The sequence below is a fragment of the Aggregatibacter kilianii genome, from assembly GCF_003129965.1.
In the GTDB taxonomy this organism is placed as follows: Bacteria; Pseudomonadota; Gammaproteobacteria; order Enterobacterales; family Pasteurellaceae; genus Aggregatibacter; species Aggregatibacter kilianii_A.
In genome coordinates, this window is the sequence record NZ_NRCJ01000009.1 from 91,692 (window position 1) to 104,559 (window position 12,868).

Sequence of the window (12,868 nt, forward strand, 5' to 3'; positions counted from 1 at the left end):
CTCCTTACTTACGACCTTTACCGCGCGGAGCCTTTTTAGGCTTGTCGGCAGGTTGTTGTTCCGGTTGCGCCAACGCAGCCATTCCACCAAGAATCTCACCTTTGAAGATCCATACTTTAACGCCAATTACGCCGTATGTTGTATGAGCTTCAGCAGTGTTATAGTCGATGTCCGCACGTAATGTATGTAGAGGTACACGACCTTCACGATACCATTCAGAACGGGCAATTTCTGCACCGCCTAAACGACCGCTAACTTCAACTTTGATACCTTTAGCGCCTAAACGCATTGCATTTTGTACCGCTTTCTTCATAGCACGACGGAACATTACACGACGTTCTAATTGGGAAGCGATGCTATCTGCAACTAATTTCGCATCTAATTCAGGTTTTTTCACTTCAGCAATATTGATTTGTGCTGGAACGCCGGCAATTTTTGCCACTGCGTTACGCAATTTCTCAACATCTTCGCCTTTTTTACCGATTACGATACCCGGGCGAGCTGTGTGAATAGTAACACGAATACTTTTCGCAGGACGCTCAATAGTAATGCGTGAAACGGAAGCATTCGCTAATTCTTTATTTAAGAATTGACGTACTTTGAAATCGCCTTCAAGATTATCGGCGAAGTCTTGTGTATTCGCAAACCAAGTAGAGCTCCAAGGTTTTACAATACCTAGGCGAATACCATGTGGATGTACTTTTTGACCCATTGTTATTCCTCTACGATTAACGATCTGACACAACCACAGTGATGTGGCTTGTACGTTTTAAAATACGATCTGCACGACCTTTAGCACGTGGCATAACACGTTTCATGCTTGGACCTTCATCTACGAAAATCTTCGCAACTTTAAGATCATCGATATCTGCACCGTCATTGTGCTCGGCATTAGCAATCGCTGACTCAAGAACTTTCTTCACTAAAGCGGATGCTTTTTTGTTAGTGTAAGTAAGAATTTCTAATGCTTGAGCAACTTTCTTACCACGGATTAAATCCGCAACTAAGCGAGCTTTTTGCGCTGAAGTGCGAGCGTAACGATGTTTTGCAATAGTTTCCATCTTTTACCCCTTACTTCTTAGCTTTCTTATCCGCAGCGTGACCGCGGTAAGTACGAGTCGGTGCAAATTCGCCTAATTTATGACCGATCATTTCATCAGAAACATAAACAGGAACATGCTGACGACCATTATGGACTGCGATGGTCAATCCGATCATTGATGGAATGATCATTGAACGACGGGACCAGGTTTTAATTGGTTTTTTATCCCCGCTTTCCACCGCCTTCTCTACCTTCTTCAACAAGTGTAGGTCAAGGAAAGGACCTTTCTTGAGAGAACGTGGCATGGCTTATCCTCTTATTAATTTAAATTATTTACCACGACGACGTACGATATATTTATCGGTACGTTTGTTATGGCGAGTTTTCTTACCTTTGGTTTGAACGCCCCAAGGTGTGACCGGGTGTTTACCAAAGTTACGACCTTCACCACCACCGTGCGGGTGATCTACCGGGTTCATTGCAGTACCGCGAACTGTAGGGCGAATGCCTCTCCAGCGACTGGCACCTGCTTTACCCAATACGCGAAGCATGTGTTCTGAGTTACCGACTTCACCGATGGTTGCGGAGCACTCAGCTAGTACTTTACGCATTTCGCCGGAACGAAGACGCAAAGTCACATAGTTACCTTCACGGGCGATGATCTGTACATAGCTACCTGCAGAACGGGCGATTTGACCGCCTTTACCCGGTTTTAATTCAACATTATGTACGGTAGAACCAACCGGAATGTTGCGCATTGGTAATGCGTTACCAACTTTAATTGGCGCATGCGCACCCGCTTGGATTTGATCACCTGCAGCCAAACCTTTAGGTGCTAAAATATAACGACGCTCACCGTCTTTATAAAGCACTAAAGCGATATTTGCAGAACGATTCGGATCGTATTCTAAACGCTCAACAACACCAGGAATGTCTAATTTATTACGTTTAAAATCAATTAAACGATAGTGTTGTTTATGACCGCCACCGATGTGACGAGTAGTAATACGACCATAGTTGTTACGACCACCGGTTTTAGATTTAGTATCTAAAAGTGCAGCAAAAGGTTTGCCTTTATGCAATTCAGGGTTAACAACTTTAACAACATGACGACGACCAGCGGAGGTCGGCTTACATTTAACGATAGCCATTATCTTCTACTCCTCCGTAATTACTCTGTCGCACCTTCAACGAAGTCCAAAGATTGGCCTTCTTGAAGAGTAACATAAGCTTTTTTCCAGTCACTGCGACGTCCGATCTTAGCACCACGGCGTTTAGTTTTACCTTTCACCACAACGGTACGAACAGAATCTACTTTCACTTCAAATAGTTGCTCTACTGCATTAGCAATTTCTACTTTATTTGCATCTAAAGCTACTTTGAAAACGATAGTGTTTGACTTCTCAGCGTTATTTGTTGCTTTCTCAGAGACATGTGGTGCTTTAAGCACTTTTAGCAAACGTTCTTGACTCATGCTAACATCTCCTCAATTTGCTTCACAGCATCCACAGTCACAACCACTTTATCGAAAGCGATCAAACTTACAGGATCGATACCTTGAGCATCACGAACATCTACTTTGTATAAGTTACGCGCTGCCAAAAATAGATTTTCATCTAAGCTTGCTGTGATGATTAACACATCTTCAAGTGCTAATTCTTTTAATTTTTGAACTAATACTTTGGTTTTTGGCGCATCAATTTCAAATTTCTCAACAACAACCAAACGATCTTGACGAACAAGCTCGGAAAGGATGCTCTTGATTGCACCACGGTACATTTTCTTGTTCACTTTTTGACTGTGATCTTGTGGTTTTGCTGCGAAAGTAACACCACCGGAACGCCAGATTGGTGATTTAATATCACCGGAACGAGCACGACCTGTACCTTTTTGACGCCAAGGTTTTTTACCTGAACCGGACACTTCAGCACGAGTTTTTTGTGCACGAGAACCTTGACGGGCACCTGCTGCATAAGCAACAACAACTTGGTGAATCAACGCTTCGTTAAACTCACGGCCGAAGGTAGTTTCAGAAACAGTGAGTGCGTTAGCACCTACAACTTGTAATTCCATCTCTATCTCCCAGACCTATGCTTTAACTGCCGGCTTAACGATAACATCACTACCGGTAGCACCTGGAACGGCACCTTTCACTAATAGTAATTTACGCTCAGCATCTACACGAACAACTTCAAGTGATTGAACGGTTACACGTTCATTACCTAAGTGTCCTGCCATTTTTTTACCTTTAAACACACGGCCCGGAGTTTGGTTTTGACCAATGGAACCAAGAACACGATGTGATAAAGAGTTACCGTGGGTAGCATCTTGAGTACGGAAGTTCCAACGCTTAACACCGCCTTGGAAACCTTTACCTTTAGATGTACCGGTAACATCGACTTTTTTAACATCTGCAAAGATGTCAACGTTAATTTCTTGACCTAAAGTGAATTCTTCACCTTCAGTACGAAATTCCCATAAACCGCGACCGGCTTCAACACCGGCTTTCACGAAATGACCAGCTTCAGGCTTAGTCACACGGCTCGCTTTTTTAGAACCGGTTGTAACTTGAACTGCAGTGTAGCCATCGTTTTCAAGAGTTTTAACTTGAGTTACGCGGTTGGCTTCGATTTCGATAACGGTAACCGGTACTGACACGCCGTCTTCATTGAAGATACGGGTCATACCGACTTTACGACCGACTAAACCAATCATTGTAGTAACCTCTTAATTAACCTAGGCTGATCTGCACGTCAACGCCGGCAGCCAAGTCTAAACGCATTAATGCATCAACAGTTTTTTCTGTTGGCTCGACAATATCAACTAAACGTTTGTGAGTACGGATTTCATATTGGTCACGCGCATCTTTGTTTACGTGTGGAGAAATCAATACTGTGAAACGCTCTTTACGAGTTGGTAAAGGAATCGGACCACGCACTTGTGCACCGGTACGTTTAGCTGTTTCAACGATCTCCGCCGTGGATTGATCGATCAAACGATGATCAAACGCTTTAAGACGGATACGGATTCTTTGGTTCTGCATGAGACCAGAGCTCCAATAAATTTAGCTAATAAAAAAACTAACACCATCACAATTCTTACATCAAAAAAACAAGAAAAGGAGGTGCAAGCTACCTGTTATATAGTCCCCAAATCGGGGACATTGTTAGTATTACCTATCGTAATACCCGTTTAATAAATGATTACACTAAACGGCTTCTATAATTAAAGCCCGCAAATTTTACTAAAAGTGCCCCGGCTCTGCAAGCGTTTTCTTAATCTTTACATAGAGAAAGTGCGGTCGTTTTAAAAAACGTTTTTTAAAACGACCGCACTTTTAAGAGAGACAACAAAATCACAACGGCAACTCGGTGGTTGATTTGACGATTTTCAGCGACACCTCGGATTTTAACGTTTTAATCCCGATTTCTTTAGTGAGATATTTGGTTTTAATGGCATTAAATTCTTCCAAATCGGAGACCCACATTTTTAAAATGAAATCATAGCTACCCGCCATCAAATGACATTCGGTAATTTGCGGAATTAATTTCACTTCAAAAATGAACCGCTCTTTTATCTCCGGGTCCTCTTCAAAAAACGTGCCCTGCACATACACCAGCAAATTACAATTCAGTTTTTTGGGTGCCAATAATGCTGCGTAACCATCAATAACACCACTTTCTTCCAACTGATTCACCCGTCGTAGGCAAGCAGAATTGGATAGCCCGACTTCTTTGGCAAGCTCGTTATTTTGCAATCTTCCGTTGCGTTGCAATGCCTTAAGAATGCGCGTATCAATGTTATCAAACGGTTTCTTTCGCATAGAAAATCCTTTATAAAAAAGAAAAAAGACCGACAGATTATAACAAGACCACCCGCAAAAATCTGTAATACGGGCGGTCTTTTCATTATCCCGTCTAAACGCTATACAACGAAACCTGAACGACCAGTAATACCGCGCCGATGACCAACAGGCAGCCTATCATCGGCATAACAAACTTCACCCATTTATTAAACGGAATATGCAACATTTGTAACGTCACCAATACCAAGCCGGTCGGCGCCAGGAACAACATGGCATATTGCCCCCAGTTATAAGCGGAAACCACGATGTCGCGCGGGATGCCTACGGCGTCGGCAAGCGGTGCCATAATCGGCATGGAAAGTACCGCTAAGCCGGAGGAAGACGGCACGATGAGTCCTAGGAAGACAAAGACCACGAGCTGACCGAGAATAAAGACGCTACCCGGCATACCGCTGACGAGGTTGGACATGTAATCCAAAATGGTATCGGAAATCATACCTTGTTCCAGCACCAAGTTAACCCCGCGCGCCAAGCCGATAATGAGCGATACGCCCACCAATTCGGATGCGCCATCGGTGAAGGATTCCACGATCTCTTTCTCTTTTAATCCACTGATAAACATGATGATAATGGTGATAGATAAGAAAGACGCCGCCATTTGCGGGAACCACCAGCCGCCTGCCATCACGCCCCAAATCATCATTGGGAAAGCGATACAGAATAAAATCAAGATGAGTTTTCTTCTTAAGGTAAATTCCACCACGACATTCGGATCAAAATTCTTCATATAACGATGACGAAACTCTTCTCTATCTTCATAAGTATATGAAAAACTCGGATCGGCTTTAATTTTCTTACAATACCAATAGAGATAAGAAATCACGCAAATAGACCCCAACACTAAGCCGAGGGTGCGGAAGCCGATACCTTCGGTAAATTGAATACCGGCGGCGTTAGAGGCAATTACCACGGAAAACGGGTTAATGGTGGAAAATGCCGTCCCCATGGAAGCTGCCAAGAAGATTGCACCGACGCAAACGATTGCATCATAGCCCAAGGCTAAAAAGACCGGTACAAGGATAGGATAAAACGCCACGGCTTCTTCTTCGATACCGCAAGTGGTTCCACCCAGCACCATCAAAACGGAGACACTGAACACGATCATGAATTCGTTGCCTTTGGTACGCCGCGCCAATGCCATCAGGCCGGCGTTAAAGGAGCCCGTTTTGTTAATCACGCCGATCATACCGCCCAGCACGAAAATAAAGACCATCACGTCAACGGCTTCAATGGTTCCTTCCACCATGCTTATAGGAATATCTTTGATGCCTTTATAGTGTTGTTCAATACGTTGATAAGTGCCCGGAATGGCAATCGGTTTCTTAATGACACCTTCGGTGAAATTGGAAAGTTTGATTTTTATATTAAGGTTATTTAATGTTTCTTCGGTGGCGGGATAGGCTTTATCTTGTTCGCCATAGGTTTTCACTACGAACATTTTGTCGGTCATATTGTAAGTCAATTTAGAATATGAACCGGAAGGAATAACCCAGGTGAGTCCCACGGCAAGAATGAGAATAAAGAATAAAATCGTGAATGCCGATGGGAAATTAAAGGTCTTTTTTTGAGTAGACGCTTCCATAACAGACTCCTCGTCAATACAACAGTTTTGTTTGGCAAGTTGGCATAACTTTCAAGCAGTTATGCCAACCGCGCATTTTACTTTGAACCGCTGAATTTCTCAAAGCGCTTTTGTTATTATGTCCATCCTTATGAGTAGTAGGAAATTTCAGTCACCTTGTTGGTAATACGGGTGCCGGCTTTACCTTTCACAATATCAACAATGTCGGAAAGTGATCCGATGACTGCATCTTTTCCTGTATGGCGGGCAAAATTCGCCGCAGCTTGCACTTTCGGTCCCATAGAACCGGCGGCAAAACCGAGTTTTTCGATTTCATCAGGCGGTGCCAACGCAATGGCTTTTTGCGTCGGTTTGCCCCAATCCACAAAGGCGGCAGACACATCAGTGGCGATAATGAATAAATCCGCCTCCAGATTTTCCGCCAACAATGCCGAACACAAATCTTTGTCGATAACGGCTTCCACGCCTTGCAGATTATGTTGCTCATCATAATAAGTCGGAATCCCGCCGCCACCGGCGCAAATCACGATGCTTCCCTTTTCCAACAACCATTTCACCGGACGAATTTCAAAAATCCGTTTCGGTAACGGGCTTGGCACTACACGACGATATTTATCGCCGTCCTGCGCAATAGTCCAATTTTTCTCTTTCGCCAAACGCTCCGCTTCTTCTTTGGAATACACCGGGCCAATCGGTTTGGTCGGGTTCTTGAATGCCGGGTCGTTAATATCCACTTCCACTTGTGAAAGCAAGGTGGCAAACGGAACTTCAAACGGCACCAAATTACCCAATTCTTGTTGAATCATGTAACCAATCATCCCCACTGATTCCGCGCCCAGCACATCCAGCGGATACGTCGGCACATCTTTATACGCCGCGCCTTGCAGTGCAAGCAAGCCCACTTGCGGACCGTTACCGTGGGCAATCACCAATTCGTTATTCGGATAAATCTTGGCGATTTGTTCGCAAGCGATACGCACGTTCAATCGCTGGTTTTCGGCGGTCAACGGTTCACCGCGCCGCAACAGCGCATTACCGCCCAATGCAATGACAATTCTCATACGCCACCTCTTAGATTAGGCTGGAATAAAGCACGGCTTTGATGGTGTGCATCCGGTTTTCCGCTTGTTCAAACGCCACATTCATCGGCGATTCAAATACATCTTCGGTCACTTCAATGCCGTTTGCCAATTCAGGGTATTTTTCCGCAATTTGACGACCCACTTTAGTTTCGCTGTTGTGGAATGCCGGTAAACAGTGCATAAATTTCACACGCGGATTACCGGTGCGTTTCATCAATGCCGGGGTGACTTGATACGGTAGCAATAATTTAATGCGCTCGCCCCAGCTTTCCAACGGTTCGCCCATGGAAACCCACACGTCGGTGTGCACAAAATCCACGTCTTTTACCGCTTTGTCTATGTCATCGGTGACGGTAATACGGGCGCCGCTTTGTTTTGCAAACCCTTCGCACATTTCCACCAACTCGGCATCCGGCAATAAGGCTTTCGGTCCGCAAATGCGCACATCCATCCCCAGTTTTGCCCCGATTAAGAGTAAGGAGTTACCCATATTGTTACGCGCGTCGCCGATATACACATAGCTGATTTCGCTTAACGGTTTGTCGCAGTTTTCAATCATAGTGAGCACATCCGCCAACATTTGGGTCGGGTGGAATTCGTCGGTTAAACCGTTGAACACCGGCACGCCGGCATAAGCCGCCAACTCGTCCACAATTTCTTGTTTGAAGCCGCGATATTCAATGGCATCGTACATTCTGCCCAACACGCGGGCAGTGTCTTTCATACTTTCTTTGTGCCCGATTTGGGAGGAATTCGGATCGATATAAGTGACGTTGGCGCCCTGGTCGTAGGCGGCGACTTCAAAGGCACAACGGGTACGGGTGGAGGTTTTTTCAAAAATTAACGCAATGTTTTTCCCTTTTAATTTTTGTTGTTCGGTGCCGGCATATTTCGCTCTTTTTAAGTCTCGGGACAAATCCAACAAATATTTGATTTCACGTTCTGAGTGATTTACCAAGCTTAATAAGTGTCTGTTTTTAAGATTGAAAGCCATAATAATCTCCTTATTTATATGATGGATTGACTAACAACAAATGGGGTATTCGACATACGACCAACAGCGGATTGCGAATGATTGTATTCTAAGAGAAGTCACGGGAAATATAATTGCGAATTTTTCGCCTCAGTGTAAAGATTTTGAACTTATGTCTAACAAAGGGATTTTTATTGGTATAAAATTCGGTTTTACAGAGAAATTGCTCATAAAACACCACAATACCTTAAAATTTCACGATAAAAATGAACGCTTTCATCACCTCATTACGCCACTTTGCGTCAAAAGTGCGGTACGTTTTACACAAGAAATTGCGCCAGAGCCACCGCATTTCCCACAAAACCGTCGAATTTTCCTGCCTCATGATCGGCGCCGCCTTAGTTTCCCTTTTCTCCTTAGGTTTTGCCAAACTGGCGGATTTGGGTTTGGAATGGAATGCGCAGTGGACGCAGCAATATCCTCTCGCTGCTTGGTTTGTCATGCCCTGCGGGCTAGCCGCACTGGCGTGGTTCGTACTGAAATATACGCCTTATGTGGGCGGCAGCGGCATTCCGCAGGTGATCGCTTCGCTCAGTTTGCCTCATAACGGCGACAAAACACGTTTAGTGGCATTTGCACAAACCTTGTGGAAAATCCCGCTAACCTTTCTGGCAATGCTCATCGGCGCGTCCGTCGGGCGGGAAGGTCCCTCCGTGCAAGTCGGGGCGGCCGTGATGTTATGGTGGGGCAATTTGTGCCGAAAATACGGCATCGCATTTCAGGGTTTAAGCGCCAACGAATTGATGGCAACAGGCGCCGCCGGTGGTCTTGCTGCTGCCTTTAACGCGCCCCTGGCAGGCGTCATCTTTGCCATTGAAGAATTGGGGCGCGGCGTATTATTACGCTGGGAACGGCGAGTGCTGTTGGGCGTGCTTGCCGCCGGTTTTATTTTGGTCGCCATCGACGGCAACAACCCGTATTTTCCTAAATACCACGGCGTGACCGACATTCCTTATTTGTATTTATGGGTCTTATTGTGCGGCGTGGTAAGCGGCGTCTTCGGCGGCATTTTCGCGCGCCTGTTGGCAAAAGGCGTGAGCGGCGTGTTACCGAATTTATGCCGTGGCTGGGTACGCAATCACCCCATTTATACCGCCTTTATTTTGGGTTTAATTTTGACCGCACTTGGTACATACACTCACAGGCAAACCTACGGCACAGGCTATCATGTGGTGACCCAAGCCCTCGACGGACAACCCTTACAAGGGGACATCGGCGTGATGAAACTGTTCGCCACCGTAGGCACTTACTGGACGGGCATTGCCGGCGGGATTTTCACGCCGTCCTTAACCATCGGCGCCGGGCTTGGCGTACAAGTGGCGACGCTCACCGACGGCTTAATCGACCAACGCCTGTTGGTGCTGTTGTGCATGGCAGCGTTTTTGGCGGGCGCCACCCAATCGCCGGTGACCGCCAGCGTCATCGTAATGGAAATGACCGGCTGCCAGCCCGTGTTGATTTGGCTATTGATTTGCTGCCTGATTTCCTCCATTATTTCACGCCAATTTAATCCGAAGCCGTTTTATCACTTTGCGGCGGGGCGTTTCCGCCATCGGATTCAAGAAGAAATGCAAAAAGACATGAAGGAAAAACCGTAAAAATGCCCCAAAATCAACCGCACTTTTATCGCGGACGCTTCGCCGTGGCGCCTATGCTGGACTGGACCACGCGCCACTGTCGCTATTTCCACCGCCAATTTTCCCGCCACGCCCTGCTTTACACGGAAATGGTGACGACACAAGCCATCATTCATGCCAAATACGATCACTTGGATTTTGATTTGGCGGCCCCCCCCGTGGCATTGCAACTGGGCGGAAGCGACCCCGCGCAACTGCAACATTGCGCCCGACTGGCGGAACAACGGGGCTACCAAGAAATCAACTTGAACGTGGGCTGCCCGTCGGATCGCGTGCAAAACGGCATGTTCGGCGCTTGTTTAATGGCGAAAGCAGAGCTGGTCGCCGAATGCGTGCAGCAAATGCAACAAGCGGTGCAGATTCCCGTTACGGTGAAAACCCGCATCGGCATTGATGATCTCGACAGTTATGATTTTCTTTGCGATTTCATTCAAAAAGTGCAACAAGCAGGCTGTCAAGAATTTATCGTGCACGCCCGCAAAGCCTGGTTGTCCGGTTTAAGCCCGAAGCAAAATCGCGAAATCCCGCCGTTGGATTACGAACGGGTTTATCAACTGAAACGGGATTTTCCGCATTTGCTCATCAGTATTAACGGCGGCATTAAAACCCTTGAAGAAATGCAACGGCATTTGCAACAGGTGGACGGTGTGATGGTGGGGCGCGAGGCTTATCATAATCCGTCGTTGCTCGGCTATATCGATCAGGCACTATTTGATGCCGATGCGCCGATTGTCACCCCGCGCCAAGCAGTGGAAAAAATGTTCCCATACATTGAAAACCAACTCAGCCAAGGCGTGTATCTCAACCACATCGTGCGTCACATGCTCGGCGCATTCCAACAGTGCAAAGGCGCACGCCAATGGCGGCGGTATTTAAGCGAAAATGCCTACAAAGCCGGCGCAGGCGTTGAAGTGGTGGAAACCGCGCTTGGGTTTGTGGAAGAATAAAGTGCGGTCGGTTTTTGATGTGTTTTTTGTGGAGTGGATTGGCTAACCCACCATGCACATTTATACGGTGGGCTGGCAAGCCCATCCTACCGGAACAAGCACAAGCGAGGACGCTTGCGCTATCTGAATATTTCAATATTTGAACAAAAAACAAGCATAAGCACGGGCGTTTGCGCCAGTAAAAAGAATTTTCAGTGCATTTCGGCATAGATTCTGATAGTTTTTGTCGGATTTATTTTTCTCACTTAATAAAGGAACAAAATGATGAAAAAATGGTGGTTAGTTTCATTAACAATGCTTGTCGGGAGTGGTTATGCTGCTGATCCAACTTATGATGCAACAAAAGGTGCGCTACAAAATAACCCTGCATTATGTGGATATGGTTACAACCCAAATTGTTCATCAGGGAGCTATTCCCGCGGTTCCTCTTCCCAATACACGCCACCACCACGCGTAGATAGTATTCAGTGTGAAGCTCTAGGCAATGGATACCAACGTTGCGCCCATTACTATGATGTGACCCGTACGAGCTTAAAATCTGTCATGACCCTAGATCCTAATAACGTCGTTATTGGTGAATACTTGAATTATTATGATAATGGCAGACTTAAAAATATTATGCGTTATAACGATAAGGGGTTAAAACACGGCACAATCGTTCACTACTGGAAAAACGGCAAACCAAAAGGCGACATCCAATACCAAAATGATTTGGAACACGGCTTATCCCACGAGTATGATGAAGACGGTAAATTGTTCAAAGTTTGGGAATACAATCAGGGTCATCTGATTCACTCGCAAGAAATGGACGGCAAAATTAAACACGGTAAAGAAGAATTCTACCGCACCAATAACAAAGGCGAAGATGAAGTCTATCGCACGCAAGAGTGGGAAAACGGTAAGTTGGTTAAATAAACGCCTTTAGCCGGCACGCGTTAGGAAACGCGCGCCATCCGGGGAATTTTCAGTGCATTTCGGCATAGATTCTGATAGTTTTTGTCGGATTTATTTTTCTCACTTAAAAGGAACAAAATGATGAAAAAATGGTGGTTAATTTCGTTAACAATGCTTGCCGAGAGTGGTTATGCTGCCGATCCAACTTATGATGTAACAAAAGGTGCATTACAGAATGACCCTGCATTATGTGGATATGGTTACAACCCAAATTGTTCATCCGGAAGCTATTCCGGCGGTTCTTCTTCCCAATACACGCCACCGCCTCCGCTAACGCGGTGTGAAGTGCTAAAAAATGGTAATGAACGCTGTTACCGTTACTATGATGCGGCACACACTATTTTAGAATCTGTTATTACGCAAACACCAAAAGGTGCTACTGTGGGAGAATATGTGCGTTACTCACCTAGCGGTAAACCGCTAGCGATTATGCAATATAACAACGAGGGGCAAAAACACGGCAAGATGGTTTTTTATAGAGAAGATGGCACTTTGAAAGGCGACATCCAATACCAAAATGATTTGGAACACGGTTTAGATCGTGTATATGATGAAAACGGTAAATTGTTCAAAGTTTGGGAACATAAACATGGCCACATCATTCATATGCAAGAAATGGATGGCAATGTGAAACATGGCAAAGAAGAATTCTACCGCACCAATAACAAAGGCGAAGATGAAGTCTATCGCACGCAAGAGTGGGAAAACGGTAAGTTGGTTAAATAA

The 12,868-nt window shown here is 45.5% G+C and carries 16 protein-coding genes; 4 read left to right on the top strand and 12 right to left on the bottom strand.

Going from position 1 to position 12,868, the window contains the following annotated elements:
- Positions 1–4: 4 nt before the first annotated feature.
- The 12 genes from rpsC to DK430_RS08430 all read right to left on the bottom strand — a co-directional run bounded on the left by rpsC (position 5) and on the right by DK430_RS08430 (position 8,565).
- Positions 5–712 (bottom strand): 30S ribosomal protein S3, encoded by a 708-nt coding sequence (gene rpsC, locus DK430_RS08375; RefSeq protein WP_005715746.1) that lies wholly within the window; start codon positions 710–712, stop codon positions 5–7.
- Positions 713–728: 16 nt separating this feature from the next.
- Complete coding sequence (gene rplV, locus DK430_RS08380; RefSeq protein WP_005539363.1) at positions 729–1,061, bottom strand: 50S ribosomal protein L22; 333 nt, start codon at positions 1,059–1,061, stop codon at positions 729–731.
- 10 nt (positions 1,062–1,071) lie between these two features.
- Entirely contained in the window at positions 1,072–1,347 is a 276-nt protein-coding gene (rpsS, locus tag DK430_RS08385; protein ID WP_005539416.1) for a 30S ribosomal protein S19, read from the bottom strand.
- A gap of 24 nt (positions 1,348–1,371) precedes the next feature.
- On the bottom strand, positions 1,372–2,193 hold the full coding sequence (gene rplB / locus DK430_RS08390; RefSeq protein ID WP_109078617.1) for a 50S ribosomal protein L2: 822 nt from the start codon (positions 2,191–2,193) through the stop codon (positions 1,372–1,374).
- A 20-nt stretch (positions 2,194–2,213) separates the two neighbouring features.
- On the bottom strand, positions 2,214–2,516 hold the full coding sequence (rplW, locus tag DK430_RS08395; RefSeq protein WP_109078618.1) for a 50S ribosomal protein L23: 303 nt from the start codon (positions 2,514–2,516) through the stop codon (positions 2,214–2,216).
- Positions 2,513–3,115 (bottom strand): 50S ribosomal protein L4, encoded by a 603-nt coding sequence (gene rplD / locus DK430_RS08400; RefSeq protein ID WP_109078619.1) that lies wholly within the window; start codon positions 3,113–3,115, stop codon positions 2,513–2,515. Before rplD ends, rplW begins: the two co-directional genes overlap by 4 nt.
- A gap of 15 nt (positions 3,116–3,130) precedes the next feature.
- Positions 3,131–3,757 (bottom strand): 50S ribosomal protein L3, encoded by a 627-nt coding sequence (gene rplC / locus DK430_RS08405; protein ID WP_005545484.1) that lies wholly within the window; start codon positions 3,755–3,757, stop codon positions 3,131–3,133.
- Positions 3,758–3,773: 16 nt separating this feature from the next.
- Positions 3,774–4,085 carry a 30S ribosomal protein S10 gene (rpsJ, locus tag DK430_RS08410; RefSeq protein ID WP_001181005.1) on the bottom strand — a complete coding sequence of 104 codons (312 nt, stop codon included), beginning with the start codon at positions 4,083–4,085 and terminating at the stop codon, positions 3,774–3,776.
- 312 nt (positions 4,086–4,397) lie between these two features.
- Positions 4,398–4,865 (bottom strand): Lrp/AsnC family transcriptional regulator, encoded by a 468-nt coding sequence (locus DK430_RS08415; RefSeq protein WP_109078620.1) that lies wholly within the window; start codon positions 4,863–4,865, stop codon positions 4,398–4,400.
- Positions 4,866–4,959: 94 nt separating this feature from the next.
- Positions 4,960–6,489, bottom strand: a complete 1,530-nt coding sequence (locus tag DK430_RS08420) for a YfcC family protein (RefSeq protein ID WP_109078621.1) — start codon at positions 6,487–6,489, stop codon at positions 4,960–4,962.
- Positions 6,490–6,617: 128 nt separating this feature from the next.
- Positions 6,618–7,550 (bottom strand): carbamate kinase, encoded by a 933-nt coding sequence (arcC, locus tag DK430_RS08425; protein WP_109078622.1) that lies wholly within the window; start codon positions 7,548–7,550, stop codon positions 6,618–6,620.
- A gap of 10 nt (positions 7,551–7,560) precedes the next feature.
- Positions 7,561–8,565: an ornithine carbamoyltransferase gene (locus DK430_RS08430; protein ID WP_109078623.1), complete on the bottom strand. Its 1,005-nt coding sequence runs from the start codon at positions 8,563–8,565 to the stop codon at positions 7,561–7,563.
- Positions 8,566–8,810: 245 nt separating this feature from the next.
- On the opposite strand from DK430_RS08430, the gene DK430_RS08435 reads away from it, so the two are divergent.
- The 4 genes from DK430_RS08435 to DK430_RS13285 all read left to right on the top strand — a co-directional run bounded on the left by DK430_RS08435 (position 8,811) and on the right by DK430_RS13285 (position 12,868).
- The gene (locus DK430_RS08435; protein WP_109078624.1) at positions 8,811–10,202 is read left to right on the top strand and encodes a chloride channel protein; all 1,392 of its coding nucleotides are present in this window, start codon (positions 8,811–8,813) and stop codon (positions 10,200–10,202) included.
- A gap of 2 nt (positions 10,203–10,204) precedes the next feature.
- Entirely contained in the window at positions 10,205–11,188 is a 984-nt protein-coding gene (gene dusA / locus DK430_RS08440; RefSeq protein WP_109078625.1) for a tRNA dihydrouridine(20/20a) synthase DusA, read from the top strand.
- Between the two features lie 261 nt (positions 11,189–11,449).
- The gene (locus DK430_RS13280) at positions 11,450–12,103 is read left to right on the top strand and encodes a toxin-antitoxin system YwqK family antitoxin (protein ID WP_204352532.1); all 654 of its coding nucleotides are present in this window, start codon (positions 11,450–11,452) and stop codon (positions 12,101–12,103) included.
- Between the two features lie 117 nt (positions 12,104–12,220).
- The gene (locus DK430_RS13285) at positions 12,221–12,868 is read left to right on the top strand and encodes a toxin-antitoxin system YwqK family antitoxin (protein ID WP_204352533.1); all 648 of its coding nucleotides are present in this window, start codon (positions 12,221–12,223) and stop codon (positions 12,866–12,868) included.